Source organism: Xanthobacter sp. SG618 (assembly GCF_012932745.1).
Taxonomy (GTDB): Bacteria; Pseudomonadota; Alphaproteobacteria; order Rhizobiales; family Xanthobacteraceae; genus Xanthobacter; species Xanthobacter flavus.
In genome coordinates this window covers 611,570-633,182 of sequence record NZ_JABBHL010000002.1, presented here as the reverse complement: position 1 = coordinate 633,182, position 21,613 = coordinate 611,570, and the positions used below count along the sequence as shown (strand labels likewise).

16 protein-coding genes and 1 tRNA gene are annotated in these 21,613 nt (G+C 68.1%); 7 read left to right on the top strand and 10 right to left on the bottom strand.

Annotation, left to right across the window (positions count from 1 at the left end):
- Positions 1–10 precede the first annotated feature (10 nt).
- The 6 genes from FHT36_RS08360 to FHT36_RS08335 form a co-directional block, all read right to left on the bottom strand.
- Complete coding sequence (locus FHT36_RS08360; protein ID WP_407077062.1) at positions 11–1,009, bottom strand: formylglycine-generating enzyme family protein; 999 nt, start codon at positions 1,007–1,009, stop codon at positions 11–13.
- Positions 1,010–1,142: 133 nt separating this feature from the next.
- The gene (locus FHT36_RS08355) at positions 1,143–2,180 is read right to left on the bottom strand and encodes an AraC family transcriptional regulator (protein ID WP_169122014.1); all 1,038 of its coding nucleotides are present in this window, start codon (positions 2,178–2,180) and stop codon (positions 1,143–1,145) included.
- 164 nt (positions 2,181–2,344) lie between these two features.
- The gene (locus FHT36_RS08350) at positions 2,345–3,199 is read right to left on the bottom strand and encodes an alpha/beta fold hydrolase (RefSeq protein ID WP_169122013.1); all 855 of its coding nucleotides are present in this window, start codon (positions 3,197–3,199) and stop codon (positions 2,345–2,347) included.
- A 75-nt stretch (positions 3,200–3,274) separates the two neighbouring features.
- Entirely contained in the window at positions 3,275–5,809 is a 2,535-nt protein-coding gene (locus FHT36_RS08345; RefSeq protein ID WP_169122012.1) for an alpha/beta hydrolase, read from the bottom strand.
- Between the two features lie 123 nt (positions 5,810–5,932).
- Entirely contained in the window at positions 5,933–7,183 is a 1,251-nt protein-coding gene (locus tag FHT36_RS08340) for an Hsp70 family protein (protein ID WP_169122011.1), read from the bottom strand.
- Positions 7,184–7,306: 123 nt separating this feature from the next.
- Positions 7,307–8,155 (bottom strand): outer membrane beta-barrel protein, encoded by an 849-nt coding sequence (locus tag FHT36_RS08335; RefSeq protein ID WP_169122010.1) that lies wholly within the window; start codon positions 8,153–8,155, stop codon positions 7,307–7,309.
- Between the two features lie 463 nt (positions 8,156–8,618).
- Between FHT36_RS08335 and FHT36_RS08330 the strand changes: the two genes are divergently transcribed.
- A complete protein-coding gene (locus tag FHT36_RS08330) occupies positions 8,619–9,659 on the top strand; it encodes an AraC family transcriptional regulator (RefSeq protein WP_169122009.1) in 1,041 nt (346 codons plus the stop codon).
- A 3-nt stretch (positions 9,660–9,662) separates the two neighbouring features.
- On the opposite strand, the gene FHT36_RS08325 is transcribed toward FHT36_RS08330, so the two are convergent.
- Positions 9,663–10,151, bottom strand: a complete 489-nt coding sequence (locus FHT36_RS08325; protein WP_169122008.1) for a helix-turn-helix domain-containing protein — start codon at positions 10,149–10,151, stop codon at positions 9,663–9,665.
- A 65-nt stretch (positions 10,152–10,216) separates the two neighbouring features.
- Between FHT36_RS08325 and FHT36_RS08320 the strand changes: the two genes are divergently transcribed.
- Positions 10,217–12,520 carry a heavy metal translocating P-type ATPase gene (locus FHT36_RS08320; RefSeq protein WP_169122007.1) on the top strand — a complete coding sequence of 768 codons (2,304 nt, stop codon included), beginning with the start codon at positions 10,217–10,219 and terminating at the stop codon, positions 12,518–12,520.
- Positions 12,521–12,529: 9 nt separating this feature from the next.
- Here the strand turns inward: FHT36_RS08320 and FHT36_RS08315 are convergent, their stop codons facing one another.
- Positions 12,530–13,273 (bottom strand): TrmB family transcriptional regulator, encoded by a 744-nt coding sequence (locus FHT36_RS08315; protein WP_229645477.1) that lies wholly within the window; start codon positions 13,271–13,273, stop codon positions 12,530–12,532.
- A 334-nt stretch (positions 13,274–13,607) separates the two neighbouring features.
- Between FHT36_RS08315 and FHT36_RS08310 the strand changes: the two genes are divergently transcribed.
- The 5 genes from FHT36_RS08310 to FHT36_RS08290 all read left to right on the top strand — a co-directional run bounded on the left by FHT36_RS08310 (position 13,608) and on the right by FHT36_RS08290 (position 18,021).
- Complete coding sequence (locus tag FHT36_RS08310) at positions 13,608–14,384, top strand: ABC transporter permease (protein ID WP_246702085.1); 777 nt, start codon at positions 13,608–13,610, stop codon at positions 14,382–14,384.
- Positions 14,385–14,403: 19 nt separating this feature from the next.
- A complete protein-coding gene (locus FHT36_RS08305) occupies positions 14,404–15,243 on the top strand; it encodes an ABC transporter ATP-binding protein (RefSeq protein WP_169122004.1) in 840 nt (279 codons plus the stop codon).
- Between the two features lie 2 nt (positions 15,244–15,245).
- Positions 15,246–16,298 carry an ABC transporter substrate-binding protein gene (locus FHT36_RS08300; protein ID WP_281805565.1) on the top strand — a complete coding sequence of 351 codons (1,053 nt, stop codon included), beginning with the start codon at positions 15,246–15,248 and terminating at the stop codon, positions 16,296–16,298.
- A 98-nt stretch (positions 16,299–16,396) separates the two neighbouring features.
- Positions 16,397–17,083, top strand: coding sequence for a flavin reductase family protein (locus tag FHT36_RS08295; RefSeq protein WP_169122002.1), 687 nt, complete (start codon positions 16,397–16,399; stop codon positions 17,081–17,083).
- Between the two features lie 5 nt (positions 17,084–17,088).
- Entirely contained in the window at positions 17,089–18,021 is a 933-nt protein-coding gene (locus tag FHT36_RS08290) for a carbon-nitrogen hydrolase family protein (protein ID WP_169122001.1), read from the top strand.
- A gap of 148 nt (positions 18,022–18,169) precedes the next feature.
- Here FHT36_RS08290 and FHT36_RS08285 read toward each other — a convergent pair.
- Together FHT36_RS08285 and FHT36_RS08280 are read right to left on the bottom strand one after the other, a co-directional pair.
- Positions 18,170–18,245: transfer RNA gene (locus tag FHT36_RS08285), tRNA-Ala, on the bottom strand.
- A 98-nt stretch (positions 18,246–18,343) separates the two neighbouring features.
- Positions 18,344–21,613 (bottom strand): efflux RND transporter permease subunit, encoded by a 3,270-nt coding sequence (locus FHT36_RS08280; protein WP_169122000.1) that lies wholly within the window; start codon positions 21,611–21,613, stop codon positions 18,344–18,346.

Sequence of the window (21,613 nt, the reverse complement as noted above, 5' to 3'; positions counted from 1 at the left end):
TGAAACCTCGTCAGCTGGTGAGGCGACGCACACACCGGAAGCCGATGTGCGTGGAGCCCGTATCGACGGATTGCGGCTGGCGCGCGGCCGGCCGATAGCGGCGGCAATAGCTGGGCGCACACAGGTGCGAGCCCCCCTTGAGCACCTTGCGCGGCAAAGCGAGACCGGGCGCGACCCAGTCCAGGCTGTCCTCGAGCGCGCCGCCGCGCGGGTTCCGGGGCAGGCAGCAGGCCTTCGCCGCGGGAGCGGGATGGCGCGGGCGATACCAGTCGTCGGTCCACTCCCAGACATTGCCGATCATGTCGAGGAGGCCGTAGCCATTGGGCGGGAAGGCGGTTACGGGAGAGGTGCCGACGAAGCCGTCCTCGGCGAGGTTCTCCACTGGAAAGCGCCCCTGCCAGGTGTTGGCGCGGTGGACGCCGTCGGGCGCCAGTTCGTCCCCCCACGCAAAGGCTGCTCCCTCGAGCCCGCCACGGGCGGCGAATTCCCACTCCGCTTCCGTGGGCAGCGCCTTGCCGGCCCATGCGGCATAGGCAGCGGCGTCGGTATGGCAGACGTGGACGACGGGATGGTCCTCGATGCCGGAAAGATCGCTGCCGGGGCCCTGCGGGTGGCGCCACGAGGCGCCGGGCACGAACTGCCACCAGCGTGTCCAGTCGTCGGGATCGCCTGCATCGATGGGCATGCGAAATACCAGCGAGCCGGGCACCAGCAGGTCGGGGTCGGCGCCGGGATAGTCCTCCGCGCGGGGCGTCTGCTCGGCGACCGTGACGTAGCCCGTCGCGGCGACGAAGCGCGCGAAGGCACGGTTGGTGACGGGGGTGCGATCCATGAGGAAGGCATCCACATGCACCTGATGGACGGGAGCCTCTTCCGGATAATGATCGTCCGAGCCCATGCGGAACAGTCCGCCGGCGATCCGGATCATCTCCGGATCGCCGGCCGCGGCTGGTGCGTCCTCGACGGAGCCAGTCCCCTGATGTGCGACGGTGCAGCTCTGCCCGTCCATGACCTCTCCGCCAGCGACCGTTCCGCTCTCGGCCTGGGCCCGTTCATGTCCCCCGCATGCCACGGTCTTAGCCGGCTTTTGCTCTAGCGGCAGGGGCGGGGGCTTCTCAATTGCCATTTGGCGCCACGAAAGCTCAGCGGTCCATCCGCGCGGCCGTTCGGAAGGCGAGGGGCGTGCGGCCTTCCCAGCGCCGGAATGCGCGGACGAAATGCGCCGGATGGCCATAGCCCAGGGCGCGCGACACCGACGCGACCGGTGTCGTCGATCCGCCGAGATAGAGCCGCGCCTGTGCATGCCGCCAGCTGTCCAGCTGCAATTCGTAGGACGTACCCAGCCGGGCGAGTCGCCGCTGCAGGGTGCGGGGCGAGAGGCCGAGGCTGCGGGCCGTATCTACGAGGGAGAGGGTGCCGGTGAGAGCGGTGCTGTCGAACAGGGCCTCGATCATCGCGATGAGGGCGTCGTCGCCCAAGGACACGGGCGCGGGAGGCAGGTTGGCCGCGGTGCCTTCGGGAGACGGGACAAACAGCAGGTTGGGCTGGTCGAGCCAGCGGGCATCGAACCTGATCTCGATGCCGTCGCCCGCGCCGAAGCTGACGCCGGCATTGAGCCGATCCTCGTAAAGCGTTGCCGGCGCCTTGGCGCGATGGGCGAAGCGCAGGTGCACCGGCCCGGCCTCCGCGCCCGCGATGGCGCGCAGCGCGCGCAGGGTGAAGGCGCCGATGCCCTCGTTCAGCACCTGCGCGTGCTCGGGATCGCTGTCGGCGAGGCGATGGCGCCAGAGGGCGACACCGTCGCGCTCCTCGATCGCAACCGAGACGCCGCCCTGCAGGTCCGGCATTTGGTGGTGAAGGGCGGAGAAGCAGTCGCGCAGGGTGCGGCCGGCGAAGAGGGCGCGACCTGCAAGGCCCAGCCGCATGGGGTCGGCGGCATCGGCGAGATCAAGCCCGATGGTGGCCTCGCCGCTGCGCCGGGCGAGGTGGAATAGCAGGGTCGAGATCTGGCCGCGGGCTACGACGCGATCGCCGCCGAGCGAAGTTTCATCGCAATCACGGGGCGTCGCATCGGCAAGCCCGGCCCGGCCGAACAGCGGCGCGAGCGGCACGCCCCGGACGTCGGCGACCTTCGGCAGCATGTGGACGAGCGAGAGCCGGATCGGATGGCGGTCCCACATGGGCTGCGGACTCCAAATCGGCGGGCATCAGGGCCCGGTGTGTCGGGCGTTCATCGCCCGCGACCGGTCTCCGGATGATCCGGCGCCCCCCTGCCTTTGAACCCCACCTCCGACGTCTTGGTCAAGTTCCGGTTACGTCACCTGTTGGAGGCAGTTCGGCAGGCTCAGAGCCCGCCGAACCAGGCGCCGAAATAGCCGGCATAAAGCTCCGGTGCCTCCAGGTTCATGGAATGGCCGATGCCGGGCACGGCGACGAAGCGGCAATCAGGCATCAGCGCGGCCATCTCCTTCAGGTCCGCTTCCTTGATCACCACGTCGCGCGTCCCCCAGACCACGAGATGGGGATGGCGGATGGAGGCCATTTTCCCCTTCAGCTCGCCGCTCTTCGCCTCCTTGGTGAGGGTGTCGGGCGTGCCGAACCAGATGCCGTCGGAGACCGCCCAGACCTGATCGACAATCTTGTCGAACAGGCCGGCGCGCGGGCCGGCATCGGGAATGAAGCGGGCGGGGGCGTTTGCCAGCGTCTCGTCCACGAACAGGCTGGGCGCGGTTGCGGCCATGATCTGGCGGGTGAGGTCGAGGCTCTCCTTCATCTGACCGAAGAAGGCGGACTGCTCGGGCGGGAAGTCGATGCCCTGCGGGCCGACAGGCGAGAGCGAGAACACCCGGCCGAAGCGGTCCGGCTGCTTCAGGAGCATGCGCGTGGAGATGATGCCGCCGGTGGAGTGGGTGGCGAGGTGGCAGAAGGAGATGCCGAGCGCATCGAGGGCCGCGATCATGTCGTCGGCATGCTGGGCGATGGAATAGTTGGAGAAGTCGGCGGCGGGCGCCGGCTTGTCGCTGTCACCGCATCCGCGCCAGTCCACCGCCACCGTGCGCACGCCGCGCGGGAAGTGGGGCGCCGCCAGCTCGATCCACTCCTTGCTGGCGAGATTGCCGTGGATAAAGAGGACCGTCGTGTCCCCCGCGCCCCATTCCCGGTAGGCGAGGCGAAGGCCGTTCACGTTGAGCGTCTGCATGGAGGCCTCCTTCTGGCGTGCGGGGAAGGCTTGCGCTCAGATATCGGAGCGCAAGCCCGCGGTTTCGTCCGGCGCCTACTTGTTCAGGCCGGTCGGTGCCGCAGCCTTGGCCGGGGCGGCCTCCGCAGCGGCGGGGGCGCCGTGGATAAGGCGGTCGATGGTGGCTGGCGCGCCGGTCGGGACGCGCCCGGTCTCCACGAAGTCCACCACATCCTCGGCGAAGGCGACCGGCTCGTCCGTGTGGATGAAGTGGGCGGTGCCGGGATAGATCTTCACCTGCACGTCGCGCCCCGCCGTGTTCATGCGGCGCATGAACGGCAGGACGAGCTGGCGGGAGAGATCGGTGAGCCCGTTGAAGGCGGTGCCGGGGATGAAGGGCTCCTTGTCGCCGAAGGCGAGGAAGATGGGCACCTTGATCTCGGTCAGCCGCTTGTAGAGGCTCTTGGGATCCTTCTCCTGCAGCTCCGCCACCATCGAATAGATGTCGAAGGTGAAGACATCCACCCATTGCTGCAGTTCGCGCGGATCGCCCTTGATCATGCCGATGCGCTGGGCGGTGTGCAGGCGGGCATATTCGCTGTCGCGCAGGAAGTAGCCGCTGCGCTGGGGCGTCACCGCCCCGGTGACGGGATCGCGGCTGCGGAAGTGGTAGAAGTCATCGATCTGCTGGGCAGTGAGGTTCTTCTCCCGCTCGCGCAGGCCGGTCTGGTCCCACGCCTTCTTCCAGGCGTCGAAATCGTGGGCGAAGGCGGGATCGAACAAATCGAGCTTTTTGCCCGGCGCGATCGTGACCTCGCGGGGATATTCCTCAAGACCGGCCGGTGCTTCGAGGATCAGCTTGGTCACCGCCTCGGGCCAGGAGAGGGCATAGCCGAGCACGATCTGCCCGCCCATGGAATGGCCGAGATAGGCGGCCTTCGGAACCTTCAGCTGGTTCACCACCACCTCATGCAGCACGTCGCGCATGTCCTGCAGGGTGCGGGCGGGGCTCTTGTCGAGGTTGCCCGGGCCGGACATGCCGTAATGGGGCATGTCCACGGCGATCACGCGCAGCCCGCGCTCCAGGGCGATGCGCATGATGTTGCCGTAGTGGCCGCCGAACGCGCCCTTGCCGTGGACGATGACCAGCACATCCGGATCGGCGGCCGTGCCGGCATATTCGTCCATGTAGCCGATGTCCCATTCGACACCGCGGCTGTCCTTCGCCTTGGTCTTCTTCACCGGGAAGGGATAGGTGACGAAGCTGTTCCAGAACGACTTGTCGGGGGTGATGTCGGCCGCGACCGAGGGCGTGCGGTAGGTCTTCGCGGCCATCTCGCGATTGCGGGTGAGGCGGGAGACGTCGCCGAGGAAGGCGGCGACGGTCGGATCGAACTGGCGGTTCTTCAGAATGGGGAAGACGCCGTAATGGGCGACCGGGCTCTTCTCATGCACGAAGTCGGCGCCGGGCACCTTCTCGACCGTGCGCTTGGCGCGGTCGAAGGTGAGCCATTGGTCGTTCTCGATGTGCATCACGAGGGTGCGCGCCTTGATGCGCTTCAGCTCGGCATTGATGTTGTAGGTCTCGCCGGCGCGGTTGCGCCACAGCAGGTCGACCGCATCGAACAGCAGCGAGCGGGCGGCGATGGAGGCGCCGGCCTGCGGGTTGGGCGGGTTCCAGTAGAACACATCCCGCTGCACCGTCGACCAGTCCTGCTGGGAGCGGTGCTGGAAGTCGAATCCGGTGAGGTTGAGGATCGACCAGCCGAAGGCGACGCCCTGGTTGGGGTGCTTGTCCTTGGGCAGGTTGTAGTAGTTGCCGCCGGTGGCGCGCCACTGCGGGTCGCTCTCGATGGCGGCCGACATGAGCTGGAAGGTCCAGTTGCCGACCGGGTCCTCGCCGTCCGACTGGCTGGTGCCGCCGATGGGCATCAGGCCGTCCATGAAGTCGGGATGCATCACGCCCCAGACATAGGTCTGGGTGGCGCCCATGGAGACGCCGGTGACGAGGGAGGCGCGGGCCACCTTCAGATGGTCGCGCAGCATCCGGTAATTGGCCTGCACCATGTCCTGGTAGCTGTATTGGGGGAACTTCTGCCCAAGCCCTTCCGAGGGCTTGCTGGTGCCCCACAGGCCCAGGGCGTCCACCAGCACCACGTAATACTGGTCGGTGTCGATGGGCTTGCCCGGCCCGATCACCGAGCCGCCGGAAAGCGCCGTGCCCTCCACCCATTGGGCATACATGTCGGTGGCGTCGCCGGAATAGAAGGAGTTCACCACAACGGCGTTGGTGATCTCGCCCGCGGCGTTGCGCTTCGGCGTCCCCAAAGCGATGTAGGCGGTCTTCACCGGCCCGCCGCCGAGGGATTCCAGCGTGGTGCCGCCTTCCCCGCCGTTCACCCATTTGTCTGGGCTCGACAGGTCATAGCGGCCGCCGATCCTGAAGTTGGCGACCTCGTAGAATTTCTTGAGCTGGCAAAGCCGCTGCTGCGAGCACGTGCCGGTGAGGGGCGGCTGCGGCGCCTGAACCGCCGGGGCCGGTGTGGCCGGCGTCTGGGCATAGGCGGCAGGGGTGGTCGCGGACAGGGCCGTCGCGGCGAGCGCGAGGCCCAAGGCTATGGCATACCTCATGTTTCCTCCTGCGGCCGGTCTTTGTCATCGCCGCCGTCCGGAGGAGAGAACAGCATGCCCGCGCGCCCAAGGGAAGCATGGCCGTTGGGAGGGTCCGCGCAACCTGTGGGCGGCGCGAACCCCCTAGCCGCCGTAGCGCCGCGCCGCCTCGATGGCGAGGCCGGTGCCCACCGAACCGAAGGTGTCGCCTTCGATCACCCGGGCCTGGGGGACGCAGGCGCAGATGGCCGCGCGCACATGGGCCAGCCGGGTCGAGCCGCCGGTGAGAAACAGGGCGTCGATGGCCTCCGCCTTGAGCCCCGCCGCCGAAAGGCACGACGCGATGCGCCCGGCGATGCGCTCGGCGAGGAGGCCGGTATGGGCGATGAGATCGTCATGGGAAATGCCGACCGAAAGCCCGGCCTCAAGCACCGCGAGATCGAGCACCGTGTCGCCGTCCTCCGCGACGCGGATCTTCGCCGCCTCCACGTCGAGGGCGAGGCCGTGGCCGCGCTCCTCCTCCACCGCGCGGGCAAGGCGGGAGACCAGCTCCGGCCGCGCCGCGGCGCGCTCCAGCTCGCGGATCGAGCGCGCGGTGCGCCCGTCATAGAGCCGGTTGATGGCCGACCAGGTGGCGAGGTCGTGATAGAGCGCCGCGGGCATGGCGAGCCCCTTGCGCTTCAGCGGACTGCCATGGCCGAGCAGCGGCATCACCACGGCGAGCGACAGGTGCCGGTCGAAATCCGTGCCGCCGATGCGCACGCCCTCATTGGCGAGGATGTCGGAGGCGCGGTCGGCGCGGTTCTGGTGGCCGCGATCAATGCGCACGATGGAGAAGTCCGAGGTGCCGCCGCCAATATCGGCGATCAGCGCCAGTTCCTCGCCAGCCACCTGCCGCTCGTAGTCGAGGCTGGCGGCAATGGGCTCGAACTGGAACGAGAGGGCGGTGAAACCGATGTCGCGGGCGATCGAGCCCAGGGTCTCCTCGGCGCGCTTGTCACCGTCCGCATCGCCGTCCACGAAATGAACCGGTCGACCGAGGACGACTGCGTTCAGCGCTCCGCCCGCCTCGGCCTCGCCGCGGGCCTTCACCTCGGCGAGGAATTCGCCGATGACGCCCTTGAAGCCGAGCCGGCGGCGGCCGACCGGCGTCGTCTCCTCGATGAGGGAGGTGCCGAGCACCGATTTCAAGGCCCGCATCAGGCGGCCCTGTTCGCCGCCCACATAGGCGGCCATGGCGGCGCGGCCCACCAGAGGCGCGCCGGTCCAGGGGAAGAAGATGGCGCTCGGCAGCGTATCCGCGGTGCCTTCCAGCCGCGCGAGGCGCGGGCCGTTGGGTCCGTTCAGGCCGAGGGTTGTGTTGGAGGTGCCGAAATCGAGGCCGCAGGCGGTCATCGGGGCCTCCTTGCCGTATGCGGGTGCGGAAGGCAGGGCTAGCTAGACCAAGTCTCGCTGCAGCGCAAGAGAAAGCAGCGGCACGCCCCGGGTGGATGCCGTCACCCGGGGCGGTGTTCGTCCTCAGAAATGGTAGCCGATGCTCATGAACGGCCCATGCATGGTGGTGTTGTACCGGAAGTCGCGGGTGGGCGAGGTGATGGATTCGTAATCGGTGTAGAGGGCCCGATAGCCGAGCGCCGTCGACCAGGATTCATTCCAGTTGTAGCCCACCGCCACGAGGCCCTGCGCCGAGAGCTTGGAGCTCGCCGGCAATCCGAAACCGCCGACGTCCGCCAGAGCGTTCAGGAACCACTGCTTGTTGAGCTTCCATTGCAGCGCTAGGCCGAACGTCGGGTCGAGCCAGTCCTTGGTGTCCGACTCGGAAATGGCGAAGGGCACGAAGATGGAGCTGAGGGACGTGTTGGCCGACAGGCGCTGATAGCGGAAGCCGGCCGTTGCGGAGAGGTCGAAATCGGCATCGCCCACGGGAAGCCGGTAGCCGGCGGCGCCGGACAGGATGAACAGGCGCTGGGAGAAATCGAGGAGGGGCTGGCCGGCGGTCGACAGGTTCTTGTTGGTGCCGAGCTGCGACCAGAACACGTCCGCGAACAGGGTCCAGTTGTCCTTCTTGGCGATGAAGTTGCCCATCACCGCGCCCTGGAAGTTCTGCATCACGTCGCCGAAGGTGATGTCCACCGGAATGGCCGGCAGGCGGCGGACGCCGATGTCGCCGTCGATGCCGGTCGCCCACAGGTACAAGGTGGCCTGATACTGCCAACCGGAAGCCGCCTGGGGCTGCGAAGCGGGTGCCGCGCCGAGGTCCGACGCATGGACGGGACGTGCGGCTGCCATCGCCAGCATCGCGCCCGCGACCAGCATGGCGAGCGCGGCGCGCAATCCCGTTCGCGCCCCCCGGCGCGTGCGGGCCATGCCGTCTGCCGCGGCCGAGCGGTGTGCAGCCGTTGTTTCGAACTGATGCCCCCGGACCATAATTCCCCCGTCTTGAGCGGCGCCGTCTCGCGGCGCCCCGCCGGGTCTTGTCACGCGCCGGCCGCGCCATCCTAGCGCAGCCGCGTGGGCGGAACTGCCCCGCCCACGCTATTCCCGGCCGGGTGTGGCCGCGCTGCCACGGCGGCGTCGGCTTGCGCAAGGGCCGTTCTGAAGAAATGCGGGTTTTCGCGTGCGTCGTTGCAATCATTGACGTTTCGTCATGGGGCCTGCGTTCGCGCGGGTGTGAAGCCAACTCCCCACGCTGCGCCGGTTTTGATCTTGCGCGCCACGGCGAAAGCGTGTGAACAGGCCTCGTCGCTGTCCGGCTTGCGCGGCGGCGGCCGCCGCTAGGGGTCGCTGGTAGCAAGGTCGGTCGAGACTGTGATCGGAGACGAGGGCGCCCGTGACCACGACACTGCCTCTGGTGCGCGCCGCGGCCATCGCGCCGCTGATGGTCTGGCTGCGCGACTGCGGCTATCCGCTCGACCAGATGCTGCTCGACGCCGGATTGCCGGCCGGGCTCATCGAGGATCGCGACCGTCCGATCCCGCTGATGGCCGGCATCCGCCTGCTGATGGAGGTCGTGGCGCGGGAGGGGCAGGACGTGCCCTGCCGCATGGTCGCCCATGCCGGGATCGAGGAGCTTGGTCTCCTCGGCCAGATCGTCATGTCCTCCCGAACGCCGCGGGAGGCCTTCACCAAGGTCGAGCGGGCCTATCTGCATCACGGCTCTCACGAGCTGTTCACCCTGACGCCCGGTTCCGGCAACGGCGCGGTCCGCCACGCGTTTCGCGTGCCCGTGGACTGCGAGCGCCTGTCTTTCGTCCAACAATATGTGGCCGCGCTGATCCGCACCGTGGTCCTGCGCACGGGCCATGAGGGCCAGCTGATCGAGCGGGTCGAACTGACGCCTCACCCGCGCAACGGGGTGGAAGGCGTGAGCGCCGAGTTTGGTTGCGAGGTGATGCCGTCGGCGAACCGCACCGTGACCATGGTGTTCTCCGACGCGGTGCTCGACCGGCCCTATGTGAACGGACGCCAGGTTGCCGACGTCGTCATCCCCGCAGGTTCTGCCGTGATCCGCGGCGACGGCACGCTGGCCGGCTCGATCACCACCATTCTGCCGGGCCTGATGGAGGCCGGCGCGGAGCCGGGCCTCGCCAACATCGCCGAGCTAGCTTTCATGAGCCGGCGCACCCTGCAGCGCCGGCTGGCGGCCGAGGGGACGAGCCTTTCGGATCTGATCGACAAGATGCGGGCCGAACAGGCCATCGCGCGCCTCACCGCCAGCGGCAATGCCATCCGGACCGTGGCGGCGGAGGTGGGCTATGGCTCCAATGCCAGCTTCAGCCGCGCCATCCGCCGCTGGACGAAAACCTCGCCCAGCCGCCTGAGGCGCAGTGCCCACGACGGTCGCACGACCGCCGGCGACGAGGCGGAATAGGAGCTAACGCCGGCGTGGTTTCGCGCCCGGGTGCGGAACGGGTTCCGGTTCCCTCTCCGTCTCTCCGTGGAACGAACACTGGCCGTGGTCGGCTAGCGTCTCGATCACGCGGCACTCCGCCACCCGGCCGTGGGCGCAGGCCTGGACCATGTGCTCCAGCTCTGCCTCCAGCGCCTTGAGCGAGGAAATCCGCCGGCGCACCTCGTCGAGACGGGCGCCTGCGATGGCGTCGGCCTCGGCGCAGGACTGGTCGGGGCGATCCTGCAAGGTCAGCAGTGTCCGGATGGCGTCGAGCCCGAAGCCCAGCTCGCGGGCATGGCGGATGAAGGCGAGGCGCTTCACCTGCGCGTCGTCATAGAGCCGGCGGTTGCCCTCGCTGCGCGGCAGCTGCGGCAGCAGGCCGGTCTCCTCGTAGAAGCGGATGGTGGGCACCTTCACGCCGCTGATGCGGGCGGCATCGCCGATGGTGAGGTGCGCCTGCACCGGGGCCATGGGGCTTGCTCCTCTAGTTACTAGAGCATCTAGGCTGCCACCATGACCAAAGGAAAGGCGGCATCATGACAGCCGGGCAGGTTCAGACCCGCTATCGCGTCTCGGGCATGGATTGCGCGTCCTGCGCAGCGAAGATCGAGGCCGTCGCAAGCCGTCTGGACGGGGTGGCGGAGGCGAGCGTGTCCGTGGCGGCGGCGACCTTGGTCGTGCGGCACGTTTCTGGTGCCGATCTCTCGGCCTTGCCGGCGCGGCTGAAGCCCATGGGCTATGGCCTCGCGCTCGCGAACACCGAGCCCACCCACGCGCCGGCTCCGGTCTCGGCACATGACGCCTGCTGCGGGCATGATCACGGTTCCGACCTCGGGAGCCACGACCATGGCGGCCACCACCACGCGGACCATTCCCACGCGGACCACGACCACGCCGGCCACGATCATTCCGGCCATCCAGATCAAACGGCGACTGCCGCAGGCCACGATCATGCCCAGGGTGCGGAGATGGGCGCGGGCGGCTTCTGGTCCAATGGCAAGCTGCGGCTGACCCTTGCCAGCGGTGCCGCCTTCGCGGCGGCGTTCCTGGCCGGCCTCGTCCTGCCGCAGGTTCAGACGCCCCTGTTCATCGCCGCGATGCTGGTCGGCCTTGTGCCCATCGCCCGCCGCGCGTTCGCCGCGGCGGCCGTCGGCATGCCCTTCACCATCGAAACGCTGATGACCATCGCGGCCGTGGGTGCCGTCATCATCGGCGCGGCGGAGGAGGCTGCAGCCGTCGTGTTCCTGTTCCTTGTCGGCGAACTGCTGGAAGGCTTCGCGGCGGGCCGGGCGCGCGACGGAATCAAGGCGCTTGCCGCGCTGGTGCCGAAGACGGCGCTGGTGGCGCGGAGCGGCGATTTCGTGGAAGTGCCGGCGGCGCAGCTCGCGATGGGCGACACCATCCTCGTGCGCCCGGGCGACCGCATTGCGGCCGATGGCGAGATCGTCGCGGGAGAGGGCGGAATCGACGAGAGCATGGTCACCGGCGAGAGCGCGCCCGTGACCAAGGGCGTGGGCGCGATTGTCTTCGCGGGCACCGTCAACGGCGATGCGGCGCTCACCGTGCGTGTCACGGCGACTGCCGAGGACAACACCATCGCCCGCGTGGTGAAGCTGGTGGAAGAGGCGCAGGAGGCCCGTGCGCCCACGGAGCGGCTCATCGACCGTTTCTCGCGGGTCTATACCCCCGCTGTCGTGGTCATCGGCGCGCTGGTGGCGACCGTCCCGCCGCTGCTGCTGGGCGGGGACTGGGGCGAGTGGGTCTATAAGGGGCTCGCCATCCTGCTCATCGGCTGCCCGTGCGCGCTGGTCATCTCCACGCCTGCCGCCATCGCATCGGGCCTCTCCGCCGGCGCGCGCCGCGGGCTGCTCCTGAAGGGCGGCGCGGTGCTGGAGACGGCAGGCAAGGTCACCGTGGTCTGTCTCGACAAGACCGGCACCCTGACCGAGGGACGGCCGAAGGTGACGGACGTGATCGGCCTCGCACTGCCCGAGCCGGAGGTGCTGCGCCTTGCTGCCGCTCTGGAGGGTGGATCGAGCCATCCCCTGGCGAAGGCCATCCTGGAGCGCGCGGCCGCCGAAGGCCTGGCCCTTCCCGTCGCGAGCGATGGCCGTGCGCTGGGCGGCAAGGGGGTGACGGGCCTCGTCGAGGGGCGCGGTGTGTTCCTCGGCTCCGTCGCGGCGGGCGCGACACGGGCGGCGCTGGATCGCGATTTGGAGGCCCGCCTCGCGGCGTTGAACGACGAGGGCAAGACCGTGTCCCTCCTCATCGTGGACGACGCGCTGGCGGGCGCCATCGCCATGCGCGACGAGCCGCGCGCCGATGCGGCGGCAGGACTTGCGGCGCTCAAGGCGCGCGGGCTGCGCACGATGATGTTGACGGGCGACAATGCCCGCACCGCCGCCGCCATCGGCCGCGCGCTCGGCATCGAGGTGCGCGCCGGGCTTCTGCCGGAGGATAAGCAGCGCATCGTCTCCGAGCTGAAGCGGCAGGGTGAGATCGTCGCCAAGGTGGGTGACGGCATCAACGATGCTCCGGCACTGGCTGCCGCCGATATCGGCATCGCCATGGGTGGCGGCACCGACGTGGCGCTGGAGACGGCGGATGCCGCCGTGCTGCATGGCCGCGTCCGGGACATTGCCGGCATGATCGACCTGTCCCAGCGGACCATGCGCAACATCCGCCAGAACATCGGCATCTCGCTGGGGCTGAAGGCCGTGTTCCTGGTCACCACCGTCGCCGGCATCACCGGCCTGTGGCCGGCCATCCTCGCCGACACCGGCGCGACCGTGCTGGTGACCGCCAATGCGCTGCGGCTTCTGCGACGGACGGAGGGATGATGCCCCTCGTCACGTCGGGATGCTGAGGCTCCACATCGCGTCGAACATGGACGCCTGGAAGGCCGCGAACTCTGCGCTGTCGATGATCATGCCGTAGCTTTCGCGGGCGGAGGAGATGAGCGCGACCTTGTTGCCGTAGATGAAGCAGGTCATCGCCAACTGATGGGCCGGCGGCGCGTAGCGCAGCTCGCGCCGCTGCTCCTGGCTTGACGGCCAGATGGGGGCGATGTCGCGCTCCGCCGAGCGGATGACGTGCAGCCAGATGCCCCGCCGCGCACGCTCGGTGAGATAGCGCTCCATCTCGTCGAGGCCCGGCTCGGCCATCAGCTCTTTCATGGAAAGCGTCGCCCGCAGCACCGTATCACCGCCGGAAAGGGTGTCCCACAGCGTGGTGCGGATGCCCTCCGGGCCGGGATGGAAGCGCACGTTCGGCTTGCCGGTCTCGTGGTGGTACATGGACCGCAGCACCGGCATCACGTCTTCCAGCATCTGCCGGCGCGCCTCGATGCGCTCCAGCAGCACGCCGGGGTCCTGGGCGACCACGAAGCGTCGCTTGCCGTGGTCGACGAACCGGATCAGCCCCTCTTCCTCCAGCTTCGCCAGCGCGTCGTGCGCCGTGGTCCGCGCGAGCCCGGCCTTCGCCGCCACCTCGGTAATGGACGCGCCGCCGAGGCCCACCGCCGTCAGATAGAGCTTGTAGAGAGTCCCGGTGATGCCGATCCGGGCCAGCTTCTCTTCGATGTCCGCCGTCACTGTCACTTTCCCCCGATGGATGCAGCATGTCCGATCTCGTCGGCGACGTCCATCGTCGGTTTTAGCCGATAAAAATACCGACGCAGCGCCCAAAGAATGAGCGCGCTGATGCTCGTTTGATCGCATTTGTCAGTACTATTGCCCTATCAATCATCAATTTCCGGGCCTGCTGGAATTGACGGAAATGACCGACATATCTTAGCCTTTGGACATGGCTGATCGCACTGACGTGCCGCCGGCTGGCGGAGTGAGGGAGGATGTCTCGATGGGAGCGAACGCTGAAGCGGGCGCGATGACGGCAGTTCCCGACAGTTCGGCCTCGGCGGCCCGGAAAATGCCTTGGAGCCGGCTGCTCGCCGATAAGTCGGTCCGTGCCGGCCTCGGGCTCGCCGCCTTCTTCGCCTTCTGGCAGGCGGTGACGGGGCTCGGCCTCGTGGACGGCTTCCTCCTGCCGTCGCCTTTCGCTGTGGCGCAGGCGCTGTGGGAAATGGCCCTTGATGGTTCATTGTGGATCCATCTCGCCGCCAGCCTTCAGCGCGTCGCCGTCGGCTTCCTGCTCGCCTGCGTGGTCGGGCTGGCGCTGGGTCTCGTCTGCGGCTGGTGGCGCTCGGTGTCGGATTTCGTGCGGCCGGTCGTGGAGGCGCTGCGGCCGATCCCGCCGCTGGCGTGGATCCCCATCACCATCCTCTGGTTCGGGCTCGGGGATGCGGCGTCCTACTTCCTCGTCTTCCTCGGTGCCGTCTTTCCGGCCTTCGTTGCCACTTACACCGCGGTGCGTGGGCTTGATCGCAACCAGATGAACGCTGCCCTGTGCCTCGGTGCCAAGCCCTGGCAGCTGTTCTGGGACGTGCTGATCCCCGCCTCGCTGCCGATCATCCTGCCGGGCCTGCGCATCGCTCTCGGCGTCGGCTGGATGTGCGTCGTGACGGCGGAGCTGATCGCCGCGCAGACCGGCCTCGGCTACCTGATCCAGCAGTCCCGCATGCTGTTCCAGATCAACAACGTGGTGGCCGGCATGGTCACGATCGGCCTCGTCGGCTTCGCCATGTCCGCCATCCTCGAGCGGATCGAGCGGCGGGTGAATGCCTGGGCCCCCTCCGAGCGCAACTGAGGAAAGCGAAGGAATAGCCATGCTTGCCAACGCCTCCCTCATGTCTCCCGCCGCGCCGGGCCTTGCGCCCCAGTTTTCCCCCGAGGACGTTCAGATCGACATCCGCAATGTCGGCAAGGTCTATGGGTCCAAGGTCGAGGCACCGGTCATCGCGCTTGATGGCGTGACGCTGCGCATCCGGCGCGGCGAGTTCATCTCGCTGCTGGGGCCGTCCGGCTGCGGCAAGTCCACCTTGCTCGGCATCATCGCGGGCTTCCAGTCCGCCACCAGCGGGCAACTGCTCCAGGATGGCCGGCCGATCACCAAGCCCGATCCCTCGCGCACGGTCGTGTTCCAGGACTACGCCCTGTTCGGCTGGATGACGGTGCAGCAGAACGTGGAATTCGGCCTCAAGGCCAAGGGCATGCCCAAGGCCGAGCGGGCCGAGATCGCCCGCGCCCTCATCGCCACGGTCCGCCTGAACGGGTTCGAGGACAAGTTTCCGCACCAGATGTCCGGCGGCATGAAGCAGCGCGCCGCCATCGCCCGGGCGCTGGCGCCCGACCCCGACATCCTTCTGATGGACGAGCCGTTCGGCGCCCTCGATGCGCAGACCCGCGTGCTGCTGCAGGAGGAGATTGCCCGCATCTCCTCGGAGGCCGGCAAGACGGTGATCTTCGTCACCCACGGCATCGACGAGGCAGTGTTCCTCGCCGACCGCGTGGTGGTCATGAGCCCGCGTCCGGGACGGGTGCGCGAGGAGGTTCTCGTTCCGCTGCCGCGGCCCCGCACGGCCGAGATGCGGTCCGATCCATGGTTCGTCTCCACGGTCAACGACCTGTGGGAAACGCTCAAGCCGGAATGGCAGAAAGGGGAATAATCGTGACCTCAGGACTTTCGCGCCGCCGTTTCGGCCAGCTGGCCGCCGGCTTTGCCGCCTCCCTTCCATTGGCCGCCCCATCGATCCTGCGCGCGCAGGAAGGGGACGTGGTCCGCATGTGCTGGTTCAACACGACCACCGTGTCGGCCCAGATCGCCCATGTGCTGATGCGCACGGACATCCCCGCCCGCAACGGGCTGAAGATGGAGATGATCCAGCTCGCCGCCTCGCCGGCCATCACCGAGGCGCTGGTTTCCGGTGCGGGTGACGTGGGCACGCTCTCCGATTTCGCCGCCGTGACCACCATGGCCATCGGCGCGCCGGTGACGACCGTGTCCTCCCAGGCCCGCTTCCGCTCCGCGGTGCTGGCGACGAAGAAGTCCGGCATCACCAAGATGGCGGACCTGAAGGGCAAGCAGGTCTACGGCACCTTCGGCATCACCGCGTTCCAGAATGCGCAGGATGCCGTGCTGAAGGCCGGCCTCGTGCCCGGCAAGGACATGACCTTCGTGAACGTCGGCCCGGCCGAACTGGCCGATGCCGTGGGCGCGCAGCGCATCGATGCCTTCTTCACCTACGATCCGTTCGTGAGCTTCTTCGAGAGCACGGGCAATGCGGTCGTCGTCTCGGAGAATCTGAGCCCGGTCATCGTGCTCGCCGCCAACAACCGTTTCCTGCAGAAGCCGGATGTGCTGCGCCGTCTGCTGCTCGCCAATGCGCAGGCCCTGTTCTTCGCTGCGCAGAACAATGACCTTGCCAACAGCTGGTTCCGCTCGCTGGAGCCGGCCAAGAACATTCCCGAGCCCGTGCTCCAGAAGGCGTCGAGCTACGATCCGGCGTGGAGCGCGAAGACCTTCACCGACATCAAGGTGGCACTGTCCCCCGCCCAGATCGCGCAGATGGAGACCCTCGCCAAATGGGGCGTGGAAGCCAAGCTCCTGCCGCGTCTCCCGGATGTGCCGAAGTTCGTCAACACGGCCATCGCCGGCGAGGTGGACAAGGAGATCGCCACCGGCAGCTTCGATGTGAAGAGCGTGAAGATCCTTCGCGCCTGAGGCTACCGTCCGTCACCATGGAGACGATGGTCCCGCCCCGCGCGAGGGCCATCGTCCGCCAGCTGGCAGGCGCGCCTGACGCCGGCCGCAGGGACATCATGACCGATACCCAGACACAGGCAGCCCCGCCCCCGGACGGCCCCGCCACGCGCCATTTCGACTTCAGCCTCCTCTCCGCCGAGATGCGCTACAGGCTGCTGGCGTCCACCGTCCTGCCGCGACCCATCGCGTGGGTCGTCACCATGAGCGCCGACGGCGTCGTGAACGCCGCGCCCTATTCCTTCTTCAACGTCTTCGGTGCGGACCGGCCGGTGGTCGCCCTCGGCATTCTGGCACGGCCGGAGCCGGAGAAGGACACGGCCACCAACATCCGCGCCACCGGGGAATTCGTCGTCAATCTCGTCCCCCATGCCCTCGTCGAGGCCATGAACGCGACCTGCGTGGATGCGCCGCCCGAGGTGGACGAGATGGCGCTGGCGGGCCTTTCCGCCGCCCCCAGCATCGGTGTGCGTCCACCGCGCATCGCCGAATCCCCTGTTGCCCTCGAATGCCGGATGACCCATCTGCTGGAGACCGGCCCGGGCCAGCTTCTGGTCGTCGGCGAGGTGTTGCACGCCCACTATGCCGCCCATGTACTGACCGGCGATCCAGCCCGCCCGCGCGTGGACGGCCTTGCCCTCGATCTCGTCGCCCGGATGCACGGCCCGACGGCCTACACGCGCACGCGCGACCTCTTCGACCTCGATCGCCCGCTGTGGAACGGCGCAGCACACAACAAGGAATGAGCGAAATGCCCAGGATCAAGGTGGCCGCTGTCCAGGCCGCAACCATCCCCTTCGACGGCCCTGCCGCGACCCAGCGCACCGTCGCCCTCATCGCCGAGGCTGCCGCCACGGGGGCGAAGATCGCGGTATTCCCCGAAGCCTTCATCGGCGGCTATCCCAAGGGGCTGGATTTCGGCTGCAGCGTCGGCCGGCGGACGGCTGAGGGGCGGGCGGATTTCGTCCGCTACGTGCGCGGCGCCATCACCGTGCCCGGGCCGGAAGTGGACCAACTGGCGGCGGCCTGCGCGGAGCATGACATTCATGTCGTGGTCGGCGTCATCGAGCGGGACGGCGGAACGCTCCATTGCACCGTGCTCTATCTCGGCCCCGATGGTCTTCTCGGCAAGCATCGCAAGGTGATGCCGACCGGCTCCGAGCGCCTGGTGTGGGGCTTTGGCGACGGCTCCACCCTGACCGTGGTCGATACGCCCCACGGCAAGCTCGGCGGCGCCATCTGCTGGGAGCATTACATGCCCCTGCTGCGGGCCGCCTATTACGGCAAGGGCGTCGAGATCTGGGCCGCGCCCACCGCCGACGACCGGGAAACCTGGATCTCCACCATGCGGCACGTGGCCATGGAGGGCCGCTGCTTCGTCATCAGCGCCTGCCAGGTGATGCGCCGCTCCGACTTCCCCGAAGACTATGCCAGCCGCATCGAAGCCGCCCCCGACGCCTGGATGATGCACGGCCGCTCGGTGATCGTCGGTCCCCTCGGCGAAGTTCTGGCCGGGCCTGTGCTGGACGAGGAGACCATCCTCACCGCCGAGATCGACCTGGACGACATCATCGGCGCCAAGCTGGATTTCGACCCCATCGGCCACTATGCGCGGCCCGATCTGTTCAGCCTCAATGTCGACGAAGCGCCGCAGCTCCCCGTCATCGCCCGCGGCGAAGGCTAGGGCGCGCAGGTCTACAGCGTTCCACGGCAGGTTCGAAGAGCATCTCCGCCGGCAGAAGCTGGCGGGGATGCACTACGTTGCCTTTACGCACAGACGCTGCGGCTTCCGCCTCTGGTCTTGAGAACAGTCGACGATGTGGGAATTTGATTGGTGGAGCCGAGGGGAATCGAACCCCTGACCTCTGCAGTGCGATTGCAGCGCTCTCCCATCTGAGCTACGGCCCCGAACCGTGGGAGGCGCCATTTATGATTTGGCGCCCTATGCTGTCAAGCGTGGAAAATCCCGGCGAGGACGGGATCTTCAGCCTGTCCACCGTTCCGCGTCACACCGTCTTCGGTCCGTCCATGCGCCGGCCTCTCAGCACCACGTAGATGGCCGGGATGACCAGCACGGTCAGCGCCGTGGAGGAGGCGAGGCCGAACAGGAGGGAGATGGCGAGGCCCTGGAAGATCGGGTCGGTCAGGATCACCGCCGCGCCGATCATCGCCGCCAAAGCCGTGAGAAGGATGGGCTTGAACCGGATCGCGCCGGCCTGGAGCAGCACCTCCTCGAGCGGACGACCGGGCGTGCGGGCGTGGCGGATGAAGTCCACCAGCAGGATGGAGTTCCGCACGATGATGCCGGCGAGCGCGATGAAGCCGATCATGGACGTGGCCGAGAACGGGGCGCCGAACAGCCAGTGTCCGGTCATGATCCCTATGAATGTCAATGGGATAGGCGTCAGGATGACGAGCGGCAGCTTGAACGAGCCGAACTGCGCCACGACGAGGATGTAGATGCCGAGGATGGCGACGATGAAGGCGCCGCCCATGTCGCGGAACGTGACCCACGTCACCTCCCACTCGCCGTCCCACAGGAGGGTCGGCTTCGTCTCGTCGGAGGGCTGGCCGTGGAGGGCGATCTCCGGCTTCGGCAGCGATCCGAAATCCATGTTTTCCAAGGCTTTCGACACGGCCATCATGCCGTAGACCGGGGCTTCGTAGGCGCCGGCGAGGTCGGCTGTCACCATCTCGGCGGGGCGACCGTTGTGGCGGAAGATGGGGAAGGAGGCGGGTTCGCGGACGACGCGGACCACGTCGCCGAGTTCCACCACGCCGCGCCCGCCGGGCAGGGCGTTGGCGGGGACGGGGGTCGCCAGGGTGCGTTCGTCTACAGCCTTGTTTCCCTTCGACATTTCGAGCCGGATCGGGATCGGCGCCCGGCCGCCGCCGCGGTGGGAATAGCCCAAGGTGCCGCCGGCGAAGATGCCGCGGATGGCATCGTACACATCCCCTTGTTCCACCTTGTAAAATTCGAGGTTGTCCTGGTCGATGGCCAGGCGGACGCGCTCCCCGGGGGTGCCGAAGCTGTCGTCCACGTCCACGATAAACGGAACGCTTTCAAAGGCTTGCCGCACCTTTCGGGCGACTGCGCGGCGGGTGTCCGGATCGGGGCCGTAAATCTCGGCGAGGAGGGTTGCGAGCACCGGCGGGCCGGGGGGCGGCTCCACCACCCGGAGCGACGAGCCCGGCGGAAGTGCTATTAATTTCAGTCGGTTACGGACATCGAGCGCGATCTCGTGGCTGGAGCGGGAGCGCTCGCCCTTCTCCTTGAGGTTGATCTGGATGTCGCCCTGCTTCGGCGCGGACCTGAGGCCGTAGTGGCGGACCAAGCCGTTGAAATTGAAGGGTGCGGCGGTGCCGGCATGGGTCTGGAAGGAAACCGACTCCGGCAGGTCCGACAGCGCGTTCACCATGGCATTCAGGGTGGAATCGGTGCGTTCCACAGGGGTGTCAGCCGGCATGTCCAGAATGACGGCCAGTTCGGTCTTGTTGTCGAACGGAAGAAGCTTCACCGTCACCGCGTGGGTGTAGAAGAGGCTGAGGGAGGCGAGGGTCGCCACCCCCACGGTGGCGAGGAAGGCACCCGCCCGCGCGCGGGAGGCGAGGATGGGGCGGGCCACCCGCACATAGAAGCGCCCCAGCCGCCCGCCGTCGGCAGCTTCGCCATGGTCGCCATGGGAACCGTCACCTTGCCCCGCCCGGCCGGCGATCTTCAGCATCAGCCAGGGGGTGAGGACGACGGCGACGAAGAAGGAGAAGACCATCGCCGCCGAGGCGTTGGCGGGGATGGGGCTCATATAGGGGCCCATCATGCCCGAGACGAACAGCATGGGCAGGAGGGCGGCCACCACGGTCAGCGTGGCGACGATGGTGGGATTGCCCACCTCCGCCACCGCGTCGATGGCGCCCTGCGTCCGCGAGCGCCCGTCCTTCATGGCCCAGTGGCGGGCGATGTTCTCGATGACGACGATGGCGTCGTCCACGAGGATGCCGATGGAGAAGATGAGCGCGAACAGGCTCACGCGGTTCAGCGTGTAGCCCATGAGGCGGGCGGCAAAGAGGGTGAGGAGGATGGTGGTGGGGATGACCACGGCCACCACTAGCGCCTCGCGCCAGCCGATGGCGAAGCCCACCAGCACGACGATGGAGAGGGTGGCGAGGCCGAGATGCAGCAGCAGCTCGTTGGCCTTCTCGTTGGCGCTCTCGCCGTAATTGCGGGTGACCTTCACCTCCACGTCGGCGGGGAGGGTGGAGCCGTGCGCGGCCTCTATCTGGCGCAGCACCTCCTCGGCGATGACCACCGCATTGGTGCCGGGGCGCTTGGCGATGGCCAGCGACACCGCCGGGCGCCGGGTGAGGCCATCAGGCCCCTTCTCGATATGGGTGACGTAGTGCTCGGCCGGCTGGGTGGCGAGGGTGACGTTGGCCACGTCGCGCACATAGACGGGGCGCCCATCGCGGGAGGTGAGGAGGATGCCGCCGATCTCGGAGGGGGTCTGCAGGGTCTGGCCGGCGACGAGGGTGCGCTGGCCGGCGGCCTCGCGCACGGTGCCGGTGTTGAAGGTGCGGTTGGCGCCTTCCAGCTTGCCCTGCAGCTGGGCGAGGGTGATGCCGTAGAGGGACAGGCGCTCGGGATCGGGCGCGACGCGGATCTCCTCCGGCTGCTCGCCGACGATGTAGGTGAGGCCGATATCGGGCAGCTTGGAGATGTCGGCCTGAAGCTCCCGCGCGACGCGGGTGAGGTCGTTGGCGGTCCAGCGGCTCGCGGCCTCGGGCTTGGGCACGAGGGTGAGCACGAGGATGGCCACGTCGTCGATGGATCGGCCGACGATCAGGGGCTCGGTGATCCCAACCGGGATGCGGTCGAGATTGGCCCGCACCTTCTCGTGCACGCGCAGGATGGCGGCATCCGGGCTGGTGCCGGTGAGGAAGCGCGCGGTGACGAGGACGCCGTCGTCCTCGGTCTGCGAATAGACGTGCTCCACCCCGTCGATGGCCTTGACGATGGTTTCCAGCGGCTCGGTGACGAGCTTCGCCGCATCCTCGGCCTTCAGCCCCTGGGCCGAGACGCGGATGTCCACCATGGGCACGGAAATCTGCGGCTCTTCCTCGCGCGGCAGGGTGATGAGCGCGATGAGGCCGAAGGCGAAGGCCGCGAGCAGCAGCAGCGGGGTGAGGGGGGAGGCGATGAAGGTGCGCGTGAGCACGCCGGCGATGCCGAGGGGGCGGTTCTCGCCCGAATGGGTCTCGCCCTTGGAGATCTCGCTCAT